The following is a 25684-nucleotide window of genomic DNA, read 5'->3' on the forward strand; positions in this document are numbered from 1 at the left end:
GAGGCAAAAATGTTAAATGAGTACTACTTCATTTAACATTCAACATTTAGAATTACTTATCCTACACTGCCTTCCAGTTTCACGTCAAGTAGTGCATTTGCTTCCGTTGCAAATTCGAGTGGTAACTCTTTCAGCACTTCTTTCACAAATCCGTTGATGATCATGGAAATTGCATCCTGCTCACTGATCCCACGCTGCATCAAATAAAAGATCTGCTCTTCTCCAACCCTGGAGGTCGATGCCTCATGCTCAACACTGGCTGTTGGATTTTGAGATGATATATATGGGAAGGTATGCGCACCACAGGTTTGCCCGATCAACATCGAGTCACAAACCGAGTAATTTCGAGCACCGTCAGCCCCCTTCGCAATTCGTACTTCTCCACGATAGCTGTTATTCGACCTTCCGGCAGAGATACCTTTTGAAATGATCGTACTCTTGGTATTCTTGCCCAGGTGGATCATTTTGGTTCCAGTATCGGCCTGTTGTTTTTTTGTAGTTACAGCCACAGAATAGAACTCACCGATAGACCCATCACCCTGTAAGATCACACTGGGATATTTCAAGGTTACTGCAGACCCTGTTTCTAGTTGAGTCCAGCTAATTTTGGAATTTTTTCCACGGCAAGCTCCTCGCTTGGTTACAAAGTTATAAATTCCGCCTTTACCGTCTTCATCACCAGAGTACCAGTTCTGAATCGTGGAATATTTGATCTCAGCATTATCCATAGCTACCAATTCAACCACAGCAGCATGCAGCTGATGTTCATCGTACATTGGAGCTGTACAACCTTCCAGATAGCTTACATGAGAATTATCCTCCGCAATGATCAATGTTCTCTCAAACTGACCGGAATTCATATTATTAATACGGAAATAGGTAGAGAGCTCCATCGGGCAGATAGTATCTTTAGGTACATAACAGAAAGAACCATCAGAAAACACAGCTGAATTAAGTGCCGCGTAGAAATTATCTCTTACGGGAACCACAGAACCCATGTACTTCTTAACGAGGTCCGGGTGATTCTTAATAGCTTCAGAAATTGAGCAAAATATCACCCCGGCTTCTGCAAGCTTTTCCTTGAAACTCGTAAATACGGATACACTATCAAATACAGCATCGACTGCCACTCCTGCAAGAGCTTTTTGCTCCTCAAGTGGTATACCTAATTTGTCATACGTTTCCCTGATCTTTGGGTCAACATCATCAAGGCTGTCCAATTTAGGTTTATTCTTTGGAGCTGAATAATACTGAAGAGAATCAAATTTAGGTTTCTCATATTCAGCATTGAACCAATCCGGCTCTTCCATTTCGGTCCAGGCTCTGTAAGCCTTCAAACGGAATTCGAGCATCCATTCAGGCTCCTCTTTTCTGGCCGAAAGTTCCCGGATGATATCCTCATTCAGTCCTTTGGGAAAGTCTTCATATTCAATATCCGTAGAAAAGCCATACTTATACTCTTCTCCGATCATTGATTCTAAGGCTTGCGTCTCGCTCATTAGCTGTTTAGTGTTTTAAAAGTTTGGTCTTTACTGCTCCCGGAAAAACAACCTTGTATTGTATTGCGTTCGTTGTTTTTGGAGCCTATTTAGAACGAGTACAAATATACGAAAACTCCCTCTCTTAACTAAACTGAATTGATTGAGAATTTCTATGACATCAATTAAACCCCTTCAAAACATTTCTGGGTTATGATTTGATGAAAAAACAATCCTATTTTAAACTCAAATGATGAAAAATAGTTTAAAACGATAAATCGTATTGAATAAGTTAACAACAAAACAAATTCTGGAAGAAAACCTTTCGAGGAATGCCCCGGATGCCCTTCAAAAATTGAAGATCATCGTTCCTAACATCCGCAGTCTTCATAATGTCGGGTCTATATTTCGATCTGCTGATGCTTTTGGGATCTCTGAGATCATCTTATCTGGTTATACTCCAGCCCCTCCCCGCCCTGAGATCAACAAAACAGCTATTGGTGCCGAAGAGTTTGTTCCCTGGAAATATGTAAATGAACCCATTAAAACTTTGAAACACCTGAGGTCTCTGAATTACTATATTGTAGGATTGGAACAGACCGATAATAGTACTGACCTGCCTGAATTTAATGCCAATGGACACAAAAACCTGTGTATTGTATTAGGAAGTGAAGTTTCAGGAATTGATGATGAAATATTGCCATATATAGATGAATTTGTTTCTATTCCACAATTTGGCAGGAAGCATTCACTGAACGTATCTGTTGCCGCCGGAGTAGTTCTGTATGCCATGCTCGAAAAATTATGGAACAATAATAATTAATAAGCCCATACTTTTAAGATTTAATGACCTATAGATACATTTATTTTATATTCTGGTTATAAAACCCAATTAAATAGATTTCATTTTGCCCTATCCAAAAGAATTGATAGAGAAAGTCGAGCGTTTTTTAAAACAACAAAAAGATACATATGGTGAATTTTCCATTCCTGTAACTGATCCTACAGAAGATTTCAGCAAAACAATGGGCGGGCAGTCGAATATTGATAATGAGTCAACTGGAAATGTAGAAGGGAAACCCACCCCAGTCCAACAGGAAGCGGTTCAGCCGGCAGAACAAAATGAACTCAGTACAGCAGATAAGATCTCAGCGTGCAGCACCTTAGACGAATTAAGATCATTATGTGTGAGATCAGCTGAATTACGAACTGACCTTGAAGGAACAAACCTGGTATTCGGAGTGGGGAATCCGAAAGCTGATCTCATGGTGATCGGTGAAGCCCCCGGATACAATGAAGATCTACAAGGCGAACCATTTGTTGGAGAAGCCGGGCAGTTACTGGACAAGATCATTGGAGCGATAAATTTCGGCAGAGATGATATTTATATAGCCAATATACTTAAGCATCGCCCTCCAAATAACCGGGACCCAAAAAATGAAGAGCGACAACGCAGCCTCCCCTATTTATTGCGCCAGATAGAGCTTGTTGACCCAAAGTTGATCTTATGTGTTGGCAGAATTTCAGCCACTACTCTTTTGGGTAAAGACACCTCCCTTAGTAAACTAAGGGGTAAGTTTCATTCGTTTCATGGCCGGGAGTTGATGGCTACCTATCATCCTGCTGCACTGCTCAGAAACCCCCAATGGAAACGCCCGACCTGGGAAGATGTTCAAAAATTAAGAAAACGATACGACGAGTTAAATGGTCAGTAAATGATTTAAACTGAGGTCAGGGGCTCAATAAAATTAATTAATAGACAGAATTATGTCTGATTTTAGAACTATAATCAGTAAGTATGCCTTTTGTCGGCTAAACTTCAGCACAAGTAAAAGCACAGTGTCCAAATTACCTGATGAACATAAATTCATGGATCTGTCTGATTATGGCAGGCCAGTAGCACGAGTCATTGCCAATTCTCTGAAAAAGACCAAATTCACCCCCATTGATGTCACTATTTGGTTTATTATTTCCGGACTGTTTGCCATCCTTTGTATCCTTAACGGTTACTATTATCTGGCTGCAGTATTCCTTGTTATAAAATCTATCCTTGATGCCGCTGACGGTGAATTGGCACGGGTTAAGAAAACGCCATCCTATACCGGTAGATATCTCGATTCCATTTCAGATTTTATTCTTAACCTCCTGATCATAATTTCTATATGGAGTATTACAAATTTACCTTTTTATACTGCGATCATAGCGTTCTTTTGTCTGCAACTTCAGGGCACCTTATATAACTACTATTACGTGATCCTAAGAACCAATACAAATGGTGACAAAACCAGCCAGATCTTTGAGAGCAACGCACCAAATGCTTTAAAAGGTGAAAAACAAAAGCATGTGAATATTCTTTTCAAGACCTATAAAGCTTTATATGGAATTTTTGATAAGCTGATCTATGCACTGGACCGTAAAGCTTCCAGTTCCACAAATTTTCCAAAATGGTTGATGTCACCTCTATCAGCCTATGGGTTAGGATTCCAGCTTTTACTGATCAGTATTTTTCTGATTACCGGCTTAAAAGAAGTTATCATACCTTTTTTCATCTTTTATTCAGTATTAATTCCTTTTTTTATTGGTGCTCGAAAACTGCTCCTGAAATAGTGAATTATTGTGGATAATGATGTTTAAAATTTGTTTAAAAAGAATCCACATTCGGTCTGTTTTTATACCTATTTTTGATTTCTGAATTTGCACACGATTATTAGGTTTCAGTTTCAAACATGGCGAAAAAATCAGGGTCTTACAATAATAAGTATCAGCAAAACGATACCCAGGAATTAGAAAAAGGTGGGCGCGTACCTCCTCAGGCAGTTGAAGTTGAGGAAGCGGTCTTAGGGGCAATGCTAATTGAGCATGGTGCAGCCACCATTGCCCTTCAAATGTTAAAGCCCACTGATTTTTACAAAACCGCGAACCGCCACATATTTGAAACCCTATCAAATCTTTATGAACGTGACAATCCGCTGGATCTGCTGACGGTAGAAAATGAGTTGAAAGACAATAATCTTCTTGAAGTGTGTGGTGGTACAACTTACCTCTCTGATCTCACCCGCTCTGTTAGTTCGTCAGCAAATATTGAATATCATGCTCAGATCATTATTGAAAAGGCTATCAAAAGAAACCTGATACTTGCAAGTAATGATGTCATTAAGGAAGCCTACGATACAACATCTGACGCCTATGATGTACTGGATCATGCTGAGCAAAGTATCTTTGATCTCTCTAATCAGAAAAGCCGTAGTTCTGCAGTTCCTGTTGAAAAGCTTTTAAAAGATACTCTCTCTTACCTGGAAGATCTTAGAGGTAAAGATTACGGTATTACAGGTGTTCCGTCTGGGTTAGCTGTTGATGAGATGACAGCCGGTTGGCAAAAAGGTGACCTGGTAATTATTGCAGCACGTCCTTCCATGGGAAAAACGGCCTTTGTACTTACGGCTGCTCGAAATGCCGCCATGCACCCGGATGAAAACCTGAGAACCCCTATTGCCCTCTTCAGTCTTGAGATGTCTAATCAGTCTCTTGTTCAGCGTCTGTTGACCATGGAGGCAAGAGTTAGAGCTGATGAAGCTAGAAAGGGTACCCTTAAGGATGAAGACTTCAGAAGGCTTATTGATGCGGCCAGTCGTTTGTTTAGTGCTGAAATTTATATCGATGATACACCCGGTATCAGCCTGATGGAACTTCGAACCAAATGCCGCCGCCTTAAAAGTGAAAAGGACATTGGGTTGATCATTGTGGATTACCTTCAGCTCATGCAGGCCAACTCAAAAGATATCGGTAACCGTGAACAGGAGATCGCTACTATATCCCGTGGACTCAAAGGTCTTGCCAAAGAATTGGATGTTCCTGTAATAGCATTGGCTCAGCTATCACGTGCTGTGGAACAACGCGGTGGTGATAAAAGACCACAGCTCAGTGATCTGCGTGAGTCAGGATCCATTGAGCAGGATGCCGATATTGTCATGTTCCTCTACAGAGCTGAATATTATGGTATTACCACTACAGAGGAAGGTCAGTCTACAGCCGGTCTTGCAGAGGTGATCATAGGTAAGCAACGTAATGGGCCGGTTGGAAGCAAGATGCATTATTTTGTGAAAGAGTATGCACGGTTTGAGAATCTCACCTCCGCAAACAGTAATGCTTTGGGTGGTGGCGAAGGCGGAAATAATGGAAGCAACGGTCCTCAACTGAATAACGGAGATGGCGGTGCCCCACCTATGCCACATAATCCGGCTCCTGATGAAGATGCTCCTTTTTAAAGTATTGAAGACCTTCGAATGAGCTAGTGTTCGAGGAACTTATCTATGGTCGGACTCTGTATAACTTTACCTGAATTTGATCCAAAATTCACTGTAGCAAAGGATCATTCCAAGTATAGCCTGAAGAATTCTGACGGCTTTTTGATTGTGACTTATCGTTCAGGTAAATCCGCACTGCTTTATATGGAATGCATGAACTTTCACTCAAATATGCATTACCTACGGTACGGCTCAACACATCGGTTAAAATGACGGGTCAATTGTGTACCATCTCTTCAAAAAGCTTATCAAAATGTTTGATCCTCTTAGACCATTCCAGGTGTTTATTGATATTCTGAAGGGAAGACTTCGGCAAGGGTTTGGTTTTTCCAGTCAACAGGTCCTTAAGGTGATGGAAAAGATCATCTTCAGTTTCATACAATACATGAGCATGCAAAAGTGGGTCATGCAGGCTTTTTGGGATAAGCTCAGGATAATGCAACGTATTGGGTACCAATGGATGACAGCCACAATATATCGCTTCCATTATAGCCACACAGAAGAATTCATAACTTGCGGTTGAAACAACTATATCACCAGAGTGAAGTAACTTGCTGTAATTCTCTTTATCGTCAACATAACCAAAGTGAGTGATCTGCTGACCGAAGCGCTGCCATGCCTTTTCAAATTCCTCAGGTTTCTCATGTTGCGTGTCACCTGCCAGGATCAGGTCAAATTTCAGGTCAATATCATTTAAGCGATTAAGCACCCTGAAGAACATGGCTGGATTACGGTCAAATTGCCACCTTTGATTCCAAACAATGACAGGTGTTTCATTATTTTCCCTGGTATCAGGCTGAGCATCAAAACTGCTTAGATCTAATCCCGGGTACATAACCACACTTTTTTCACGGATCTTTTCTATCGTGTTATATTGTTTGCCATCAGGGAAGTTATCCAAAAACGAAGGAAGGGCACCTAACAGGTCATCAAGGTGAAATTGAGAAGAAAACACAAGTTTGTCTGCAACCAACATACTTAAATAGTTTATATAGCAATAGGTCAGGTCGCGGCTCTCTCCTTCGGGAATAGGCCTTGTAAATTGATTTTCATGCATATACATGATCACCGGTGTGTGGGCGAACCTTGGGTTTGTAAGCGCCATAAACGCAGGAAGGTTGGTCATACTGCTGGTTAGCAACAGGTCAATATCATCCTGAACCTGATTGGTCATTTCAGTAAGCGTAACAGAATCACCATGCATTCTCCATTTCCAGCCTTTGTAATTTAGCTTAATTGGGATAATATTATGACTAGAGTGCTTCTCTAGACCTTTTAGAAATGCTTTATGAGAACCACTGTAAAAAGGTTCAACCGCCAGGATGTTCATAAATGAATTAGTTTATCGCTAAAATGATATGATCAGGCTTAGTATAGGGAATTTTGCAATGAGCGGATAAAAATATAAATGTTCTTATGGTGAACAAGATCTTAAGTTAGTAGGTTACCTAAATCGCGCCTGCAGTTCGTCCAATGGTATATAGCTAATGGTAGGCTTTTTAAGTGGATCAAGGTAAGGTTGCTCACACGCAAATAACTGGTCAACTAAAGATTCCATTTCCTCCTGTGAAAGCTTCTTACCTCTTGGAATGGCTGCCTTGGAAGCAAAAGCTATAGCTAGTTTTTCACGGGCTTCAAGCTTGATCTTCTGCCCCAGTTCCTGGTATTGGTGCAACATAGAAACCAGGACTTCCTCTTCATTTCCGATCTCGATATCAGCCGGAACACCATTAATCATAGCAGTGTTACCGCTCAGTAGCTGCACTGAAAAACCCATCCTTTGTATGATAGAGTGCAACTCCTTTAATAAAGTATAATCAGAGGCCGATAGTTCGAGAGTTTGCGCAAATAACAGTTGCTGGGTACTTGGCAATGCTTCTTCTGTGGCATTTATCGCTTTCTCAAATATGATACGTTTATGGGCCAGATATTGATCAATGACAGTTAGACCAGTTCTTGTCTGAGTAAGGATATAAGTATTATGCAGTTGCCAGAATCCTTTATCCTGCGAAACGGCATTTTGATCATTTGAATCAAGGTCAGTATCAGATTGTTCAGAAAAATTAAAATTTGAAGAACCCGAAGTTCTATTTCCATATACCTGATCCGCAAACTCATTTCCACGTCCCTTCACGGGATCAGTTCCTTTATTTATCCGCGACGATATCTGAAACCCACTATCTGTTTTACGGCCGGTTGCTGTATTACCAAAGCTGAAACCGGAGTCAAACCCTTTAGTTTGTTCACCGCTTAGAAATACATCTTCATCCGGTTGAATATCGGGTACCTGGAAGTGTTTATTCAAAGCTCTGTTAACCACAGACCGGGCTAACTGTATCACACTTCTTTCATCCTCAAATTTCACTTCCATTTTGGATGGGTGAACATTCACGTCTACTTTTGAGGGATCAATATCAAAAAATAAGGCATAAAAAGGATATTCATTATTGCGGGTCCAGGCATCATATAAACTTAAAATGACATGTGTTAAATACCGGTGCTGAAAAGGGCGACCATTCACAAATAAAAACTGTTCCCCCCTGCTTTTCTTAGCTAGTTTTGGATCGGAGGCAAAACCGTGGATCTTTACATAACTGGTTTCTTCCCCAAATTCGATCAGACTGGCCTTATATGAGCTTCCAAAGATCTGTGTGACCCTTTGTTTAAGATCCTGAACAGGTAAGTCATAGATGATATCTCCATCCGCTTCAACATAAAAGGCCACATCTGTGCTAGCCAGTGCGGCATACTGAATGGTGCGAAGAATGTGGCGTAGTTCCGTTACATCAGTTTTTAAAAATTGACGTCGGGCAGGTACATTGAAAAAAAGGTTTCGAACAGCAATGGTTGTGCCATCTTCAGTAGCTGTTGGCTTTATTTCACGCTCCTCCCCACCCCATACTTCAAACTCCCAGCCATTTTCATCTTCGGCTCGTTTAGTTTTTACAGTTACCTGTGATACTGATGCGATAGAAGCCATGGCCTCTCCCCGAAATCCAAGGGTCCTAATTTTGAAAAGGTCGTCAACGGAATTGATCTTTGAGGTAGCATGGCGTTCAAAACAAAGAGGGAGATCTTCCTTGCTCATTCCGCAACCATTATCAGATACCTGGATCAGGGTTCTTCCGGCATTCTGGATAAGGATCTTTAGTTGGTCTGCTCCTGCATCAATGGCATTATCAAGTAGCTCTTTTACCACCGAAGCCGGTCTTTGAATAACTTCTCCTGCTGCAATTTTGTTACTGATCTCAGGAGGTAACTGATGAATAATTGAATCGCTGATATGCGTGTCGCTCAATGGGTTAATTTATTGATTTTATAATGATATTAGATATACGACCAAACTTAATAAAGCAGCATAAAGAAGAACCCGGGTAAACTGAGCAGGCCTTCTTCGATTATGCGTTTCGAACTTGATACGTTTTTTTCTTTTTTCTCTTTCATCCTTCTCAGGATCATAATACCTGTATTGGTAATCGAATTTCTTTGGCTTTGGCCGGAAGCCGAACATGGGTCGGATCATAACAGCACCTCAAATTTATTGGCTTTGAATGGCTAACGAAGTGAGCTAACCTATCGTGCCTTAATATAGGAAATTCAAGAGGTGAATATCGAGTTTCGAATTCGTTATTAAGTATCCATCGAATATTAAAGATCCTGAAAAGCGACTTTGAATATCATTATCCCATTGATCGATATTCATTATTCAATCTGATGTCCTTTTGCTACGAAATTTTGTAAACTCAAGGCCTTGTCATTCCCTTTTGTATAGCATTGAGGAAGATCAAATTAAATCTTAAACCGATATCAATTTCTTAAAGATGAGCACTGATAAAGCCAAAATATTTTACACTATCACAGATGAAGCTCCTTACCTTGCAACTCATTCTTTCTTACCCATTGTAGAAGCTTTTACAAAAGCAGCCGGCGTGAATGTTGAAACCAAGGATATATCACTGGCAGGGCGAATTCTGGCAAACTTTCCTGATTATCTCAAAGAAGATCAAAAAGTTTCAGATGATCTTGCAGAATTAGGTAAACTGGCCAAAAAACCGGAAGCAAATATAATTAAGCTCCCAAATATCAGTGCATCAGTCCCACAATTGGTAGCTGCGATCAAGGAATTGCAAAACAAAGGTTATGATCTTCCTGACTATCCCGAAGAACCTAAGAATGATGAAGAGCAGAAGATCCAGGACCGATATAATGCCGTTAAAGGAAGTGCGGTAAATCCTGTTTTACGAGAGGGTAATTCAGACCGAAGGGCTCCTAAACCCGTAAAGGAGTATGCCAAAAAGAACCCCCATTCAATGGGTGAATGGAGTTCTGATTCCAAAACACATGTCTCTACGATGGATGATCACGATTTTGCTCATTCTGAACGCTCGGTTACTTTGGATACGGATGATGATGTAAGAATAGAGTTTATTGGAGAAGATGGAAATACTAAGGTTTTAAAAGATAGTACGCCTCTTTTGAAAGGCGAAGTTATTGATGCCGGTAACCTCAGTAAAAAAGCATTGATAGAATTCCTGCAAGAGCAAGTTAAAGATGCCAAAGATAAGGGGGTGTTATTCTCATTGCATATGAAGGCAACCATGATGAAGGTCTCAGATCCGATCATATTTGGCCATGCGGTGAGAGTCTACTTTAAAGATGTTTTCGAAAAACATGGAGAAACTTTAAAGGAACTCGGTGTGGATCCTAACAATGGGTTTGGAGACCTTGAATCCAAGATCCAGGAGCTGGACGAAGCAAAACAGGCAGAGATCAGAGCCGATATCAAAAACTGCTATGAGAATGGACCTGATCTTGCAATGGTAAATTCCCATAAAGGGATCACTAATTTGCATATACCAAGTGATGTCATTATTGATGCTTCAATGCCTGCTATGATCCGTACTTCCGGACAAATGTGGAATAAAAATGATGAAACTCAGGATACAAAAGCTGTTATACCTGAAAGCAGTTACGCCGGCATTTATCAGGAAGTGATCGACTTTTGTAAGGAAAATGGAGCCTTTGATCCAACAACAATGGGTAGCGTTCCAAATGTTGGACTCATGGCCAAGAAAGCGGAAGAATATGGTTCTCATGACAAAACATTTGAAGTACCGGGTAAAGGTATTGTCCGGGTGGTTAACAAAAGTGGTGAAACCCTTCTGGAACATGATGTAGCTACAGGCGATATATGGCGAATGTGCCAAACCAAAGATGCTCCCATTAAAGACTGGGTTGGACTTGCCGTTCGAAGGGCACGAGAAACGGGTGTCCCTGCAATATTCTGGCTTGATGAGAACCGGGCACATGATGCAGAATTGATTAAGAAAGTAAATGGATATTTACCTGAATTTGATACTGATGGATTGGATATTCAGATCATGTCTCCGGAAAAAGCCATGCGCTATACACTGGAAAGAACCAAAGCCGGCAAAGATACGATATCAGTAACCGGTAATGTACTGCGAGATTACCTGACAGACCTCTTCCCTATTCTGGAACTTGGAACAAGCGCGAAAATGCTTTCAATTGTGCCTTTAATGAATGGTGGTGGTTTATTTGAAACAGGTGCCGGTGGTTCGGCTCCAAAACATATTCAGCAGTTCCTGGATGAGGGGCATCTGAGATGGGATTCTCTTGGAGAATTCCTTGCACTGGCTGTTTCACTGGAACATCTTGGTAAAACTTTTGACAATGACCGGGCACTTGTCCTTTCAGATGCACTCGATGAGGCAAATACTCAGTATCTTCAAAATGACAAATCACCATCCCGAAAAGTCAATGAACATGATAACCGGGGAAGTCATTTTTACCTTGCAATGTACTGGGCAGAAGCTTTAGCTCAACAAAGTAAGGATAAAGAGTTAGCCGATCATTTCAGATCGATTGGAGAGGATCTTAAGTCCAATGAAGATCAAATTAATAATGAGTTGATAGGAGCACAGGGTGAACCAGAAAACATTGAAGGTTACTACTGGCCTGATCGAGAATTGGTTTTTGATCGCATGAGACCTAGTAACACATTAAATAAGATCATAGATTCTATTTGATCTGACATTAATCTGCCAGGAATAAATATTTAGTCCGGATACCGTTTGTGTCCGGACTTTTTTATGAAATTGATTTTCTGTTATTAAAAAATGATTTCAGTTTATTCCACAAAAGACGTCTTCCCGCTACGGTTAGTAACAGTGGCAGCACCTTATAAAATCCTATCAGGAGCCCAATAAAAAGTATGATGAAAGGAATAGCAAATTGATCATATGCTTCATACATGTAAAAGATCTCCTGCCCTGCCAACATAGATAACCAAACAAAGATCGGAGTCCAGATAATAACAGTCAGGCCAAAATACAATGTAAACTTCCAGAATCCGGTGCCTAAAATTCCTGCTGTAAGATAGACAGGTAATCTGCTTCCGGGTATGAACCGACTTAAGAATAGAATAAATGGGCCTTTTTTATCAAACCAAATAGCCGAATTTTTAATGCTCTCTTCTTTTATAATCCATCGTAATGGGGCTTTGCCCAACACTGGCCTCCCTAAATATCTTCCAAGAAAATATAGCGAGTAATCTCCAAACAGAATTCCAAGTATAGCACCTAATGCAGCATACCAGAATGGAATAAGATCATTGGCTGCCATAATTCCTGCACCAATTGCAGCGAGATCCTCACTTATCAAAGATGAGGCAGCGATAGCCATAACATATAGTACATTTAGGTCCGTTTGGGAATCTCCTTTTACCTCATCCAAATATGGAAGTAATTTATTCAGGCTGTCTTTAGAAACGGTCTTATCTTCAATGATCGAGACAGAATTTGAATCAGTAGTATCCTGAGCATATAATTTCCCGGTAGAAACTATTGTCCAACAAACGAATAACAAATAGAGTAAGAATGATCTCTTCACAGTTTAAATCTTAAGGGGTTCAAACTCCCCATGTCTTTGATTAAATTCATTCATTTTAACTGTCGGCACCAACTGTTTTGATACCGCCCTATTCAAAGTTTCTGTAAGCTCTTTACGATCACTTCGTGTAATAGTTTCCTCCCCAAATCTCATATTACAGGTAATGGATCTCAGCTTCAGTAAATTATAGAAATGAACAAAGAATGGAGTATCGTCCCACCAACAAACAGATCGATAAGCAGGTGCTTCACCTTCGGGCGTTAGGTAAGACAATGCAACATAAGAAACAGGGAAGCTTGTACTGGCCGGATATTCAAGCAAAGGAGCTCTGAAACGGAGTACGTCTGTCCCGGGGCTGGTTGTGCCCTCTGGAAATACAATGATACCCTGGTTCTCGTTTATGTTTTTAGAAATATTATCATTCACTCTTGTTATATCCCTTTTCCTTTGTCTGTCAATAAATAAAATACCACAGGTCTTTACAATAAATCCGATCAATGGCCAATGTTTTACATCACTTTTTGCTACAAACAAGCATCTTAACTGAGAAAATAAAACAAAGACATCAGCGTAACTGAGATGATTTGATACTAGAAAAAAGGGTGGTTCAGGAACCTGCCCACTTATCTCAAATCTTACCCTCATGATAAAGCAAATACATTTACCCCAATAATTGAGTAAATAACCTCTGTATCTTTCATAATTTACACCGATCAGGGAAAGCACAAGTATGACCATGATAAGTGAATAGAAAAACAATGTAGCTAACAAAAATGCAATCATTTTGATTACAGCCGCAATATGCCTCATAATAATCGAAAATCTTTATCAGGTAATGTTATGATAACAAAAATAGCAAAGCCAACGTAAACTATAATTGTTTCCAAACTGTTAATATGTTTGTTAAATCTTCTTTAAGTATTTAAATAGATAAAAATTATTGCTAAGATTGGTTAATGCTTTATTATAAGAAATATAATTCATCTGAGGATAAGGATTGGGTAGTATTTATCCATGGTGCCGGCGGGAGTTCCTCGATCTGGTTTAGTCAATTACGAGATTTTAAAAAGCATTTTAATGTACTCCTGATAGATCTGCGGGGTCATGGAAAATCTAAGGATCTGTTGCAGAAATATTATGAAGAAGACTATTCTTTCGAATTCATCAGTCAGGATGTGATCGATGTTTTGGATCACTTAGAAATAGAAAAGGCCCATTTCATTGGGGTTTCATTGGGAACCATTATCATCAGAACAATTGGTGAGATAGCCCCTGAAAGAGTTAAGTCAGCTGTTTTATGTGGAGCTATAACCCGATTGAATATTCGCTCTCGTATCCTTGTATTCCTGGGTCACACTTTTAAACGTTTTATCCCTTATATGTGGCTATACAAGTTTTTTGCCTGGATCATAATGCCTAAAAAACGTCATGCTAAATCCAGGAACCTTTTTATTCGGGAAGCCAAGAAACTTTACCAAAAAGAATTTTTAAGGTGGTTTAAATTAACTAATGAGGTTAATCCACTCTTGAGATATTTTAAAGAACGGGAAGTCAAGTCACCTATGTTATACGTCATGGGAAGTGAAGATCATATGTTCCTTCCCCCTGTCAAATCTATTGTCAGGGATCACAAGAATTCCACTTTGAAAGTCATTGAGAATTGTGGACATGTTTGTAATGTGGAAAGGCCTGGAGCATTTAACAGACTTTCAATTGAGTATTTAAAAACTCATTCTTAGTCACCTGATTCATCTGTTATAGCTTATCTAAAGAAATTATCAGTAAAGCAGCCCTTAACTTTAACTTACTTTGTTACCTCTTCAGTATTATCCCTAAGGGTAAATAACCAGGCCTCGCTGTTAAACGAACCCCTTACTTCATAAGTTCTGTCAACTGCCTTATCAAAATCAGCATAGCCTTCATAGGCAACATAGTTGAATCGCGTTTCAGGGTTGAAAAGGATCCTAGTGTCATAACCTTGCTCATCAAGGAGTTCTTTAAACCTTTGAGCGTTACCTGGAACAAGAAACGATCCGCCTATGATGAAATATTTTATATCCGTATTAATATTATTCTCAATGATCTCTTCTTTACCACCATTGGCTTTATATTCCAGATACTCCTCTAAACTGAAGGCCTTGGGTACAACAACCATTAACTCAGGCTTTTGAACCGGCATACTAAGTTCTTTAGCAATTTCTTGCTGTTCTTCAGTTAGCTCTTCATCTACCTCATCAGTTGTATCCTCTTCTTTAGGCTCTTCTGCCTTTTCAGTATCCTGAGGCTCATCTATTATAACTTCTTCAGAGGTATCGATTGCTTCTTCATCAGGACTTAAAAACCGTCCTTCTTCCATAGAAAACACTCTATCAAGATCTGCTCTCATGCCATCTCGGGTCTCATTGAGAATATCCCGCTTCGTTTTCCTGATGTCATCAAACCTACTTCGAACCGGCTCTACTAATTCTGCCTGTACGATAATGATCAATTCATTCTCAAGATAATCCTCTGAATTAAATCCAAAGAGGTATTTTAGAATAGGTACATCCTTCAGTATTGGAATACCCCGGCGTACTGTCGTCTCTTCTGTTCTGTAAAGTCCGGCAACATAGGTTGATTCGCCATTTAACAGAATTGCAGACGTTGTAGCCTCTTGTTTGTTGATAATGGTACTTACAACATCAGGCTGTGCAGTTGATCGTTCCACTTCAAGGTTCAGATATATAAATGAGGTATCTTCCTGAGTTATGATCTGAGGTGTCACTGTTAGAATCGTACCGGTACTCACAAAATTATCAGTCACGTTACCGGCAATATCACGCTGTTTAATGGAAAAATCCTGACCAACCTGGATATTACCCTCTTCACCATCAACAACTTTGATAGAAGGAGTGGCAAGTACTTTACCAAGGTTATCAGCCTCAAAAGCACTGAATAGTGCCTGTACGCTTATTCCGGGACCAAATTCTCCGGTATTGAATATTGCATTGAAGGCATTTTGTGATACGTTTTGCGCATTAAATGAATTCACGGCCACAAACTGATCATTGAATTCTGTATTGGGCAGAGACTCATTACCCTCACCGGCCACGAAATCATTTAATTCATCAGGTACATCACTGGTTAAGGTAGACCAGTCAACACCGATCTCCTGCAGAGCCCGTTTGTTACCTTCAAAGAAAGTGGCATTTATCCTAACTTCTCGAGTTTCAGTGGTAGGCAGTACTATGCCGGATCCACCCTGACCTCCTGCTCTTGCACCACCTGTAGATTGTGTGGTAGCAGCAGTGGTTTTTTGCTCAGGAACAACGATCTCATAATATTCTTCGAATTCTTTTAATTCCAGATTTTGGAACCGCATGATGTATTGCAGGGCATCTTTCCAATGCATGGCAGGCAAATTAACACCAATGGCACCACTATACCCTGAATTATCTACGATAAATTTATTCTCATACTCCTGAGCAAAAGTATCAATGATCTCGATAGCTTCATTGTATGTGGTACTTTTGTTGAAAGTAACTACTTCGTCCGGATTAGTATACTCCCTAAGTGGATCCACGATCTGGGCTGTGGCAAACTGAGGCACTGCATTTAACAGCAATACCGAGAAGAAAGTGAATAACAAACAGTATTTTTTAAAAAGTGCTTTCATTGTGTTCATCGCTCTATCTCCAAGGTAACTAATTCCGTGATGCCACCTTTATTTAAATTGAAAGTGGCAGATTTATTATTGATGTCAATAGATTGAAGAGAGCCAAGATATACATCATCCCCGATGGTCAGCGACTGTACATTTCCTCCCTGATCTACTATAAAGATTCTGGACGCTGTCATTCCAATTATCCTGCTTTGCTCTACGTTGATAAGATTATCGGTGTTTGGCGGTACCGTAGGCTGAATGAGCGGGTAAAATGGATTAAACGTAGATACCTGTTGGTTTCTGGTTAAGACATTAGTTCTGGACGCATTTTCCTGAATAGGAATCCGTTCGTAGTAACTTTCAAGAGTGAAATTGAAGGTGATATCTGTTATTTCCTGTCCCTCATTATTTCCGCCCGGTGGCACCATAGAAAGTGCGGTAACTTTATTAAGTAACTGACTATTTTCTATGGTATTTATAAAGTTAACTACATTTACAAAGTTTCCATAGCCATTCAAATTAGACCGTATGATCCCATATTGATCCTGAGCGGTGGAATCAACAAAATTAAAATCGAAATAGACCCTAAGGTTTTCTGAGCTGTTACTTATATAGTTCAAATAATCAAATACATCATCAGGATTGGGCGTCTTGTAAAGAGATTTATCATAGTTCTCAATGATCGATAATGCATTCTGATAATTCTCATTTAACTGAGGAAAGGCATCACTGATCGCTTTTTTATTATTATAGTCCTGTTGTTTTTCTTGCATACTGGTTTCCAATCTTTCGATCTCAGGAACCTGCACAAACTGGATATAGGCAAAGGCCCCGCCCCCAAAGAGTAAGAGGGCAACTAACAGAATTATGGTATTTCTAACGCCGTATGACAATTTTATTCCCCTATTATTTCTTGGATACCCTGAACACTTTCAGGTGTATAGATATTATCGTCCTCAAAGAAGCTTCCTACCACGTACCTGAATTCAAAAACTTCCTCAGACCTTATCACATTTGTACTCACATTCAACAAAGTTGCATTATTAAACAGATCTGCAAGCATTGGGATCCTATTTCTGTATCTGGCCACTCCCGCTAACTCAATTGCATCATTTTGGTTTTGCCGCATGGCAGTGATCCAAAGTGAGTTAATATTTCGAACACCGCTATTTAGTTGATCTAAGTTAGTGGACCAAGTTAAGGTACCCTGATTAAGTTCACTCAACAGAGCCAGTTTTGACTGAATTTGATTAAGCTCATTAGTGATCTCATTAGATCTTTGAACTGTAGCTTCAAGTGAACGGATCTGAGCATCCAGAGTACTGATATTTCCTTCCAGCCGATCAATTTCAGCTGCGTTCATGGTATAAAAATGATTAGCTACGATCGGTGTAATAAGTATAAGGAACAATAATAGGAAACCGTGCCACTGTAACTTGAAGATCTTTTGACGGTCATCTACATACTTCGGCAGGAATGAGATCTTTGGCAGGTTTTCAGATTGAAAACCGGAAGCTGCCCAGGCCGCACCAATAGCGGTTGTAAAAGAAGAAATAGAAGATTCGTTGATATTTTCAGCATCGAGGAATTCATCCTGAAAATTAAACTCAGAAACATCAACATCCTGAAATCTTTCTTCAAAAAATTCAATAGCTGTATCACCCAGTGAATTGTTACAGATGATAAGTCTATCAAGGTTAGGAACCTCCCCTGTGTCTAACTGAAACAAGATCTTACTGAATACAGTATTCAAAAACTTCTTACTCTGAACTCCTTCAGTTATAACCGGCGAGACGATCCACAACTGGTCACCTCTTAAAAAGATCACTCTGCAAAATTCCTCACCAAACTGTACAACCCCGGAAATACTGTTCTCTTCCAGCTCATAATTGGCCCTGATCAATCCCAGCAGTAATATTTCTTCAGGCAGAACCTGGTTTATGAACAATTTACCTCTATAAAGGTCCTGGGTTTTGTTCAATAAGGTTAATAGTTGAGGCTCATCGTCAATTGATGTAAGTAACAAAGCCCCGTCGTCTCTTACCGTATAGGAATAAAAGTCATCCCCTTTAGGAACGCCATGCAAGGCCTCAAGTCTGTCATCAACTATGACCTGTAAGTCTTTTTTCTTGGTATCTGAAAAATCTGTGTCTTTGAGTATCTGAAATATTGTTTGACCGGCAGGGATACTTATTCCAAGATCAACCCTTTCTGAACTCGTGGAACTTAAAAGATTGTAGAGCAATAGCTCATTCGATGCCGGTGTACCTGCCTCATCCACCATATCGGTGTCAATGATGTCATCTGATGACTCATCTTCAAGGTCGTCAAAGTCAAGATCATTCAGGTCATCATCAAGGTTTTCAAGGTCTAACCCGTCATCTTCTTCCTCATCAGATTCCAAACCAAATATGATCTCTTCATCATCAAGGTCCTGATCCATATCTAAATCGTCAAAAACAGGATCAGCTTGTTGCTTTTGGAGGCTTTTTTTGGTCTTAAGCGGCTCTATCAGCCTGACCTGATCAAGACTTAGCAGCTCTAATTTTTTTCCGGCTACTTTGAGTTTGGCAATCTTAAGTGAATCACCTTCTACAACAATACCTGTATATGTCTTGTTTTGGAACATGAACTATCCGTTAGTAATTAATTTCACTTAGTAATTGCAAGATCTTGGTCTTATTGTTGGCATGATTCACAGCCGTCTCTTTTGAGATAACACCCTGAGTATAAAGCCTTTTTAGGTCTTGTTCCATAGTATTCATACCGCGCTCACTGCCTTCCATCAACATCTGGTAGATCTCACTGATATTATTATTACGTATAGCCGCACGAACGGATGAATTAACGATCAAAACCTCTTTAGCCAATACGCGTTTACCGTCAAGGCTTGGAACCAGCTTCTGACTTATTACACAAGTAAGTACATCAGATAGACGCGTTCTAACGCGATTCTGTTCTTCAGTTGGCACCTCACCTAAGATACGTTCGATACTCTCCATTGCTGAGGAGGTATGAAGTGTTCCAAAGGTTTTGTGGCCGGAGTCAGTGATCTCCAATGAGGTCATTATGGTTTCAGGATCTCTCAACTCACCAATAACGATGATGTCCGGATCCTGACGCAAAGATTGAATAGCTCCTTCTTTGAATGATTCAACATCTCTACCAACCTCTCTGTGTCTCACAACAGACTTAACGGGCTTATGGATCAATTCCACTGGAGAGGCTATGATAACAATATGAGAATCAACAGTACGGTTATTGGCATCAATGATGGTATCCAGTGTTGATGACTTACCTGAACCGGTAATACCTGTGATAAGTGTCAGCCCATATTTATAGTATTTTAAACTTAAAGCTTTGGCTACTTCACTGTGTACACCTAAACTTTTAAAGGGTCTGATCGTATTATCGATCTTACGCATATTCAATGCAAGATGTTCTAGATCAAAATACATATCTGCACGGAAACGCTGATCTTTATCTTCATCCAGCGGAATACTGTAAGAAAAGTCGAGGTTTTTATCTGCTATTAACTTTTTCCTTTGGGTAGGAAGAATGATGTTATGAAGTAATACGTTAGTTTGATCGAATGTCAGGCCGGTTGGGTTTTTGGCAGGGCTTTTATCACCATATATACGATACCATACCATACCGTCACACCCGGGTCCTCCCAAATCAATATCAGATGCCTCATTCTTAAGCATCCTAACCAATAATGAGTCAATAACTTCAGTCAATTTAGACCGGTGCTCATCATCCAGGCCGTCAATAACCTTTCCAATAGCAATATGCCGGTCAACCCCCCGCATTGATCGCGGAACCTGATCTATGACTGGCTGAACTAATTCATTAATTTTATCAGAGATTTTAGCCGTCTCCATATACAAGCCAATAACATTTTAAGATGACACAGTAATAGATGTTTTTGTAGATGATATGTTACAAACTAAATTAATTTAATCTAATAAAACAACATTAAATTAAATACACCCACGAATTTAGCTGTAATTCAAAGATCTATTACCAACTATTACCAATTGGTATCGTTTAACAGACGTTTTTTTAGATTTAATAGCTGAACGTTCATGTTGCTGATCTTTCTTTGCTGTATTTCAATAATGTTCTTGGTAAAAATATTGAACAGTTTTTCAGGTTTTTTACGAAAGAAATTAAGCGCTTCATACCTTTCATACCTTAGCAGTACACAGTCCCCGTCAGCTGTCACCTTAGCCATTCTGTTATTTTTACTGAAAAGAAAAGCTTCACCCAAAAAATTACCTTCCCCTAAAGTTGCCATCTGAATATTGTCTTTCCAAATACTCACTTTACCTTCAGCAACCAAATAAGCTGAATTCACATACTCAGATTCATTCAGTATGACCTCGTCATTCAAAAACCGCTCCTCAACGCCCAGCTGTAAAAATTCCAGCACGTCCTCATAGTGGAAGTTCTTCAGAAGCAAAGGAGGCTCCTTCAGGAATTTCTTAATATAGTCCGTCATTAGTTCGTCACTGGAATTTGAATTATCACTGCTCATAGTAAACCCCTATAATAGTTACCGCTGACAACAAACTGTCGCTTTCCGTAAAGTTAATATTAATTTTCAATTTTTGCCTCTTATTAATCCTCAATAGTTGCTGCTATAACTTCTTCTATTGTTGAAATTCCTTCCTTGATCCTTTCACGCCCTGAACCACGCAATGTCAACATCCCCTGAGACATTGCCAGATCCTTGATCGCACCTTCATCAATATCACCTCCGGCATCCAGGATCATTTGCTTGACTTCTTTTGAGAAATAAAGTGCCTCATGAATACCGGCTCGTCCCTTATACCCTGTATTATTGCATTTTTCACAACCTACAGGTTTATAGAAAGTAGCTGTTTCAAGCTCTTCATCTGTAAATCCTATCCCCTTAGCCATTTCAGGATGGGGCTGATATTCTTCCTTACAGTTATTACATAATCTTCGTATAAGCCTCTGAGCCACAACAAGATTCACGGCATTAGCAATCAAAAATGGCTCCACTCCCATCTTGAATAAACGTGAAATGGCACTTGGGGCATCATTGGTGTGAAGGGTTGAAAAGGTAAGGTGACCTGTGTTTGCAAGTTTGATAGCGATCTCAGCTGTCTTCAGATCACGCATCTCACCCACAAGTACAATATCCGGGTCATGACGTAAGATACCCCTAATAGACTGGTCGAAGGTCATGTGATTACTGATCTTTAACTGCCTGGCCCCTTCAATGATATACTCAACCGGCTCCTCAACTGTCAAAACATTCTTTGTGGGATCTATTACATAATATAAGGCAGCTACAAGTGTGGTTGACTTACCACTACCGGTCGGACCGGTGATGATCACAATACCCGAAGGCTTCTTGATCGATTTAATGAAATTTTCCTTAGCATTCGTCTGGAGACCGAGCTTATCAAGATCACGAATTACATTTCTGTCATCCAGGACACGAATTACAATTGACTCGAACTTACGGTCAAATTGCTTCCCAACAATTGGCATAATTGAGACTCGATAACGAATTCCCACACCATCTATCTGTCTCTGAATGAAACCATCCTGGGAGGCGTCTCTTTCAAAGCGATCAACATTCCTGGTCTTATCCTTAATTACAGCTGAAATTGCCTCAGGTTTAACATTCTTTTGTTGGTACCAAAGCTGAAGTTTACCATCAATTCGAAAACGAATATCTGTAGTTGTTGGCGAGCTTGGCACGATGTGCATATCACTAACTCCCTGCCGAACTGATTCCACTAACATACCTTCAACCAAAGAGTTAAGCATACTTTGGTTGATCTCAGCATCGATCTCTTCTTCGTCAACTTCTTCCTGATCCTTTTCCAGGTCAGGTTCTTCATAATCGATCTCTTCGAGCAGATCCAGGAACTCATTCTTTTGCTCATAGACCTTAGAAAGGATCTCTTCAACCGACTCATACTTACAATAAACAAGTTCGGTTTGTTTGAAATTGATCTTGTTCAGAATATTCTGAATGTTTGGATCGGATGGGTCAGCTGCTGCAATAATGATCGCATCCTGTGTCTTCTGATACGGAACCGCTTTATGATGAACCAACTCGTCTACGATCTCTTTCGACAGTTCATCAATATTTTCTTTAATATGATCTAGAACTTCTCCTGGAATCTCTTCCACATCCTTGAGCACTTCACGGAAAGCATAGATATTGGCGATCTCCTTCATGATCGTATGCCGATTCAATCCGAGATCCTGAGACAGTATTTGCCCTAGCCGGCGATTACTCTCCTTTGGTTCCTCAGATAATATCTGCAACCCTTTCTGAAGCTGTTCATCCGTAATAACCCCTTTGTTGACAAGGATATCACCTATATGTCTGCGGATGTTAATTTTACCCATTTATCACTTCTGATTATTAAACGCCCGTATTTGGTTGAATGATCGCTGACTCAGAGGATACGATCGTAATTGCGATCAAGGCTACCATAATAAATAAATTTATGAATAGATTTATCACGTCAATGACTGACTGCATCTTATAGGTGGTCTGGATCTCATAATATTCTGCCAGCTGTTTGGCATTCTCACGCAAAGCCCCGGACTCGGCACCAAGTCTGAATCTACTTAATGCAGTATTCGTAAATACCCCCGTCGCTTCCATCGATTCGATCAATCCTGCCCCATCCTTCAGCATTCGCTTGATAGCCACGTCTTTGATCTGTTTTTCCATGTACTTATTACGGCAAGCCTCTGCTGCAACCTTAATAACTTCAATATTCTGCCCGGAACCACTGTAAAGCGTGAAAAATACGCGGGCAAAGATCTCAATACTTGTTTTATGTAACAGATCTCCCACTACAGGTATACTGATGATATACTTATCCTTCAGGAGTTCACCTTTAGGTGTTTTTATAAAATAAATGAAGGCCGAGATCGGGATCAGGAAAGACATGACTATGAGAACCCAGTTATCGCTCAACCAATAACTAAGTTCCAGGGTAGCCGCCGTCATAGGCGGAAGTTTAATATCAAACTCGAGGAATAATTCGGCCGTGGCAGGAAAAATATATCCTACATAAAATAAGATAACCCCAATTACAGCCAGTACTGTTACAGCAGGCATCATTAAAGCGCGACGCATATTTTTCTTGAATTCAGCATCACGTTCCAGGAATTTGGCCGTACTTTCAAATACCAAAGCCATATTACCGGAAGTCGACGCAACACTTAACATGTACGAGGCAAATTTTCCAAACACATCCTCGTGCTTGCCATAAACCTCATCCCCTTCTTTACCATCTTTGAGGTCTTTCTGAATGGTCTTAATAACCTCCTTCATCCGCTTGTTCTGAGTATCTTCATAGAGAAGATTCAAGATCTCATCGTAAGGTAACTGCTGTTTAAGGAGATCAGCTGATAAACTAATGAAGGTCACAACTTCCTGGTTCGGGACACTCCCCTTAAAGTCAAAAAGCTTTTTATTGATGCTTTTGACCTTATAGCCTAGCTTTACCAGGGCTTTTTCAAGTTCTTCCTTACTGTAGGCTTCCTGCTCACCGCTAACAACGGCTTTCCCGGCACGCTGTGCTTTGTACATGTATACTTTCTTCTCATCAAGTGCCTGGATCTTTAATCCATTCGTTTTTGATAAGCGGTCAACTTTATTTTGAGCTTCTTTTTTATTGTCAGCTTCAAACTCAGTTTGTACAACTTTACCTTTTTGGGAAATAGCTTTTAGCCTGAATTGTGCCATAGTAACTTTCTCTGCTGCTTATGGGTTCTATATAATTGTAACCCGATTGATTACCTGAAATAAAAAAATATTTGCACAGTGAACAAATTATTTATTCTTCACGTAACCGAAATCACTGTAAATATCTATAGATGATGTGATAAACTACATTATTTTGATAAATAAGCATAATCAATTTGTCACAATTTTGATTTTAAAAAGAAAAACACCTGCTAAATTATTTCGGAAAAAGAGAACTGTGAGAATATGCTTATAGTTACACGAACAAATATTTACTGCTTTTTAAACTGTTGCGGTATATCTTGTACAAAAATCATCCTATGACCAAAAAACAAGACGGCAATCCATACATTATTATATTTGCCTTATGGCTACTGGTATTTGCAGCCAGCAGTCAGGTCATGATCATCTCTCCTATTTTACCGCGCATCAGCGAACAACTTGGCACTCCCCTTGAAATTCTTGGGAACCTTGTGACAGTCTATGCCGTCATGGTTGGTATCTTTGCGATCATCATGGGGCCACTCTCCGATAAAATTGGACGCCGTAAAATTCTTTTGATCGGAACGGGTGGCATTACAATTTCCCTATTCTTGCATGGTTTTGTTGATTCATTTTGGGGGCTGATGGTTGTTCGTGCATTAGCCGGAATGGCCGGTGGTGTTCTCAGTGGAGCCGCAGTTGCTTATGTAGGAGACTATTTCCCTTATGAAAAAAGAGGATGGGCTAATGGCTGGATCATGAGTGGGATTGCCATGGGTCAAATTCTGGGTATCCCCCTTGGTACTTTATTAGCCGATATTTCAGGGTTTCGTATCCCATTCGTTTTATTTGGCGGCATCATGGGACTCACTTTCATACTAACCTATATGAAAGTACCACAGCCTAATGTAGAATTATCGCAGGACAGGATCACGTTCAAAGGAGCTTTCAATAAATATTTAAAATTGCTTAAACGCAGTGATGTTCGTGCCGTAGCATTGGCCTACGTAGTCATGTTCTTAAGCGTATCAGTTTATGTGGTTTATCTTCCAACCTGGCTTGAAGAAACTTTTGGTGTGAGTGGAACCGCCATTGCCTCTTTGTTTTTTGTTGGTGGTATTGCCAACGTTATTACGGGACCCGTTGCTGGAAAGATCTCAGACCGAATCGGGCGTAAGAAGATCATTATCATTTCGTGTATTGGTTTGGCTTTTGTCATGCTCATTACAACCTATGTGATCAAAGATTTTTGGGTAGCTTATGTGATCTTCTTCCTGACCATGGTACTCATAGCTATGAGGATCAGTCCTTTTCAGGCTCTGTCCACTCAACTTATCAAATCAGACAACAGAGGTTCGCTCATGAGCCTGCTGGTAGCCATTGGACAGGTTGGGTATGGTGTTGGCGGATCCATTGCAGGTCCTTTTTATGTAGAAAGCGGCTATGTCAGCAATACGATCATCGGAACATTGATGATCCTGGTAATGGCTTATATTGTATGGCGCCATGTTCCCGAACCGGAGCTAAACAGTCAAAAAAATGAGGCCCACTCTCCTGCCTGATACGACACACTAAAGATCTAAGCAATTATCTCACCTGATTTTATCTTTTT

The 25684-nt window shown here is 40.0% G+C and carries 19 protein-coding genes; 7 read left to right on the top strand and 12 right to left on the bottom strand.

From position 1 onward, the window contains the following. Positions 1–56: 56 nt before the first annotated feature. Complete coding sequence (gene sufB / locus AC13FX_RS13420) at positions 57–1499, bottom strand: Fe-S cluster assembly protein SufB (RefSeq protein ID WP_482881321.1); 1443 nt, start codon at positions 1497–1499, stop codon at positions 57–59. Between the two features lie 262 nt (positions 1500–1761). Here sufB and AC13FX_RS13425 point away from each other — a divergent pair, with 262 nt between their 5' ends. The 4 genes from AC13FX_RS13425 (at position 1762) to dnaB (ending at position 5743) form a co-directional block, all read left to right on the top strand. Then, positions 1762–2301 (top strand): RNA methyltransferase, encoded by a 540-nt coding sequence (locus tag AC13FX_RS13425; RefSeq protein ID WP_482881322.1) that lies wholly within the window; start codon positions 1762–1764, stop codon positions 2299–2301. Positions 2302–2386: 85 nt separating this feature from the next. Continuing rightward, positions 2387–3193 carry a uracil-DNA glycosylase gene (locus AC13FX_RS13430; protein WP_482881323.1) on the top strand — a complete coding sequence of 269 codons (807 nt, stop codon included), beginning with the start codon at positions 2387–2389 and terminating at the stop codon, positions 3191–3193. A 124-nt stretch (positions 3194–3317) separates the two neighbouring features. Further along, positions 3318–4085 (top strand): CDP-alcohol phosphatidyltransferase family protein, encoded by a 768-nt coding sequence (locus tag AC13FX_RS13435; RefSeq protein WP_482881676.1) that lies wholly within the window; start codon positions 3318–3320, stop codon positions 4083–4085. A 119-nt stretch (positions 4086–4204) separates the two neighbouring features. Further along, positions 4205–5743: a replicative DNA helicase gene (gene dnaB, locus AC13FX_RS13440; RefSeq protein ID WP_482881324.1), complete on the top strand. Its 1539-nt coding sequence runs from the start codon at positions 4205–4207 to the stop codon at positions 5741–5743. 256 nt (positions 5744–5999) lie between these two features. Here the strand turns inward: dnaB and AC13FX_RS13445 are convergent, their stop codons facing one another. After that, positions 6000–7112: a tRNA-queuosine alpha-mannosyltransferase domain-containing protein gene (locus tag AC13FX_RS13445; protein ID WP_482881325.1), complete on the bottom strand. Its 1113-nt coding sequence runs from the start codon at positions 7110–7112 to the stop codon at positions 6000–6002. 114 nt (positions 7113–7226) lie between these two features. Beyond that, positions 7227–9080, bottom strand: coding sequence for a DNA mismatch repair endonuclease MutL (mutL, locus tag AC13FX_RS13450; RefSeq protein ID WP_482881326.1), 1854 nt, complete (start codon positions 9078–9080; stop codon positions 7227–7229). A gap of 523 nt (positions 9081–9603) precedes the next feature. Here mutL and AC13FX_RS13455 point away from each other — a divergent pair. Beyond that, the gene (locus AC13FX_RS13455; RefSeq protein ID WP_482881327.1) at positions 9604–11832 is read left to right on the top strand and encodes an NADP-dependent isocitrate dehydrogenase; all 2229 of its coding nucleotides are present in this window, start codon (positions 9604–9606) and stop codon (positions 11830–11832) included. Between the two features lie 61 nt (positions 11833–11893). On the opposite strand, the gene AC13FX_RS13460 is transcribed toward AC13FX_RS13455, so the two are convergent. Beyond that, complete coding sequence (locus tag AC13FX_RS13460) at positions 11894–12694, bottom strand: DedA family protein (RefSeq protein ID WP_482881329.1); 801 nt, start codon at positions 12692–12694, stop codon at positions 11894–11896. Between the two features lie 3 nt (positions 12695–12697). Then, positions 12698–13504 (bottom strand): lysophospholipid acyltransferase family protein, encoded by an 807-nt coding sequence (locus AC13FX_RS13465; protein ID WP_482881330.1) that lies wholly within the window; start codon positions 13502–13504, stop codon positions 12698–12700. Between the two features lie 146 nt (positions 13505–13650). Here AC13FX_RS13465 and AC13FX_RS13470 point away from each other — a divergent pair, with 146 nt between their 5' ends. Further along, on the top strand, positions 13651–14433 hold the full coding sequence (locus AC13FX_RS13470; RefSeq protein WP_482881332.1) for an alpha/beta fold hydrolase: 783 nt from the start codon (positions 13651–13653) through the stop codon (positions 14431–14433). A gap of 65 nt (positions 14434–14498) precedes the next feature. On the opposite strand, the gene AC13FX_RS13475 is transcribed toward AC13FX_RS13470, so the two are convergent. The 7 genes from AC13FX_RS13475 to AC13FX_RS13505 all read right to left on the bottom strand — a co-directional run bounded on the left by AC13FX_RS13475 (position 14499) and on the right by AC13FX_RS13505 (position 24090). Then, entirely contained in the window at positions 14499–16349 is a 1851-nt protein-coding gene (locus tag AC13FX_RS13475; protein WP_482881333.1) for a type II secretion system protein GspD, read from the bottom strand. Between the two features lie 5 nt (positions 16350–16354). After that, entirely contained in the window at positions 16355–17230 is an 876-nt protein-coding gene (locus AC13FX_RS13480) for a hypothetical protein (RefSeq protein ID WP_482881334.1), read from the bottom strand. Positions 17231–17232: 2 nt separating this feature from the next. After that, positions 17233–18966 (bottom strand): hypothetical protein, encoded by a 1734-nt coding sequence (locus AC13FX_RS13485; protein WP_482881336.1) that lies wholly within the window; start codon positions 18964–18966, stop codon positions 17233–17235. Between the two features lie 10 nt (positions 18967–18976). Further along, on the bottom strand, positions 18977–20221 hold the full coding sequence (locus AC13FX_RS13490) for a type IV pilus twitching motility protein PilT (protein ID WP_482881337.1): 1245 nt from the start codon (positions 20219–20221) through the stop codon (positions 18977–18979). 149 nt (positions 20222–20370) lie between these two features. Continuing rightward, a complete protein-coding gene (locus AC13FX_RS13495) occupies positions 20371–20877 on the bottom strand; it encodes a Crp/Fnr family transcriptional regulator (protein ID WP_482881338.1) in 507 nt (168 codons plus the stop codon). Positions 20878–20960: 83 nt separating this feature from the next. Next, positions 20961–22736: a GspE/PulE family protein gene (locus AC13FX_RS13500; protein ID WP_482881339.1), complete on the bottom strand. Its 1776-nt coding sequence runs from the start codon at positions 22734–22736 to the stop codon at positions 20961–20963. Positions 22737–22752: 16 nt separating this feature from the next. Beyond that, entirely contained in the window at positions 22753–24090 is a 1338-nt protein-coding gene (locus AC13FX_RS13505) for a type II secretion system F family protein (RefSeq protein WP_482881340.1), read from the bottom strand. Between the two features lie 320 nt (positions 24091–24410). Between AC13FX_RS13505 and AC13FX_RS13510 the strand changes: the two genes are divergently transcribed. Beyond that, positions 24411–25634: an MFS transporter gene (locus AC13FX_RS13510; RefSeq protein WP_482881342.1), complete on the top strand. Its 1224-nt coding sequence runs from the start codon at positions 24411–24413 to the stop codon at positions 25632–25634. The last annotated feature ends 50 nt before the right edge of the window (positions 25635–25684 follow it).

This window comes from Gracilimonas sp. B-17 (assembly GCF_056857935.1).

What these genes read in the sequence shown, in the direction of transcription:
- sufB (WP_482881321.1), bottom strand. Translation starts at nt 1,499, where the DNA reads ATGAGCGAGACGCAAGCCTTAGAATCAATGATCGGAGAAGAGTATAAG.
- dnaB (WP_482881324.1), top strand. Translation starts at nt 4,205, where the DNA reads ATGGCGAAAAAATCAGGGTCTTACAATAATAAGTATCAGCAAAACGAT.
- AC13FX_RS13445 (WP_482881325.1), bottom strand. Translation starts at nt 7,112, where the DNA reads ATGAACATCCTGGCGGTTGAACCTTTTTACAGTGGTTCTCATAAAGCA.
- AC13FX_RS13455 (WP_482881327.1), top strand. Translation starts at nt 9,604, where the DNA reads ATGAGCACTGATAAAGCCAAAATATTTTACACTATCACAGATGAAGCT.
- AC13FX_RS13465 (WP_482881330.1), bottom strand. Translation starts at nt 13,504, where the DNA reads ATGAGGCATATTGCGGCTGTAATCAAAATGATTGCATTTTTGTTAGCT.
- AC13FX_RS13470 (WP_482881332.1), top strand. Translation starts at nt 13,651, where the DNA reads ATGCTTTATTATAAGAAATATAATTCATCTGAGGATAAGGATTGGGTA.
- AC13FX_RS13475 (WP_482881333.1), bottom strand. Translation starts at nt 16,349, where the DNA reads ATGAAAGCACTTTTTAAAAAATACTGTTTGTTATTCACTTTCTTCTCG.
- AC13FX_RS13485 (WP_482881336.1), bottom strand. Translation starts at nt 18,966, where the DNA reads ATGTTCCAAAACAAGACATATACAGGTATTGTTGTAGAAGGTGATTCA.
- AC13FX_RS13490 (WP_482881337.1), bottom strand. Translation starts at nt 20,221, where the DNA reads ATGGAGACGGCTAAAATCTCTGATAAAATTAATGAATTAGTTCAGCCA.
- AC13FX_RS13495 (WP_482881338.1), bottom strand. Translation starts at nt 20,877, where the DNA reads ATGAGCAGTGATAATTCAAATTCCAGTGACGAACTAATGACGGACTAT.
- AC13FX_RS13500 (WP_482881339.1), bottom strand. Translation starts at nt 22,736, where the DNA reads ATGGGTAAAATTAACATCCGCAGACATATAGGTGATATCCTTGTCAAC.
- AC13FX_RS13505 (WP_482881340.1), bottom strand. Translation starts at nt 24,090, where the DNA reads ATGGCACAATTCAGGCTAAAAGCTATTTCCCAAAAAGGTAAAGTTGTA.
- AC13FX_RS13510 (WP_482881342.1), top strand. Translation starts at nt 24,411, where the DNA reads ATGACCAAAAAACAAGACGGCAATCCATACATTATTATATTTGCCTTA.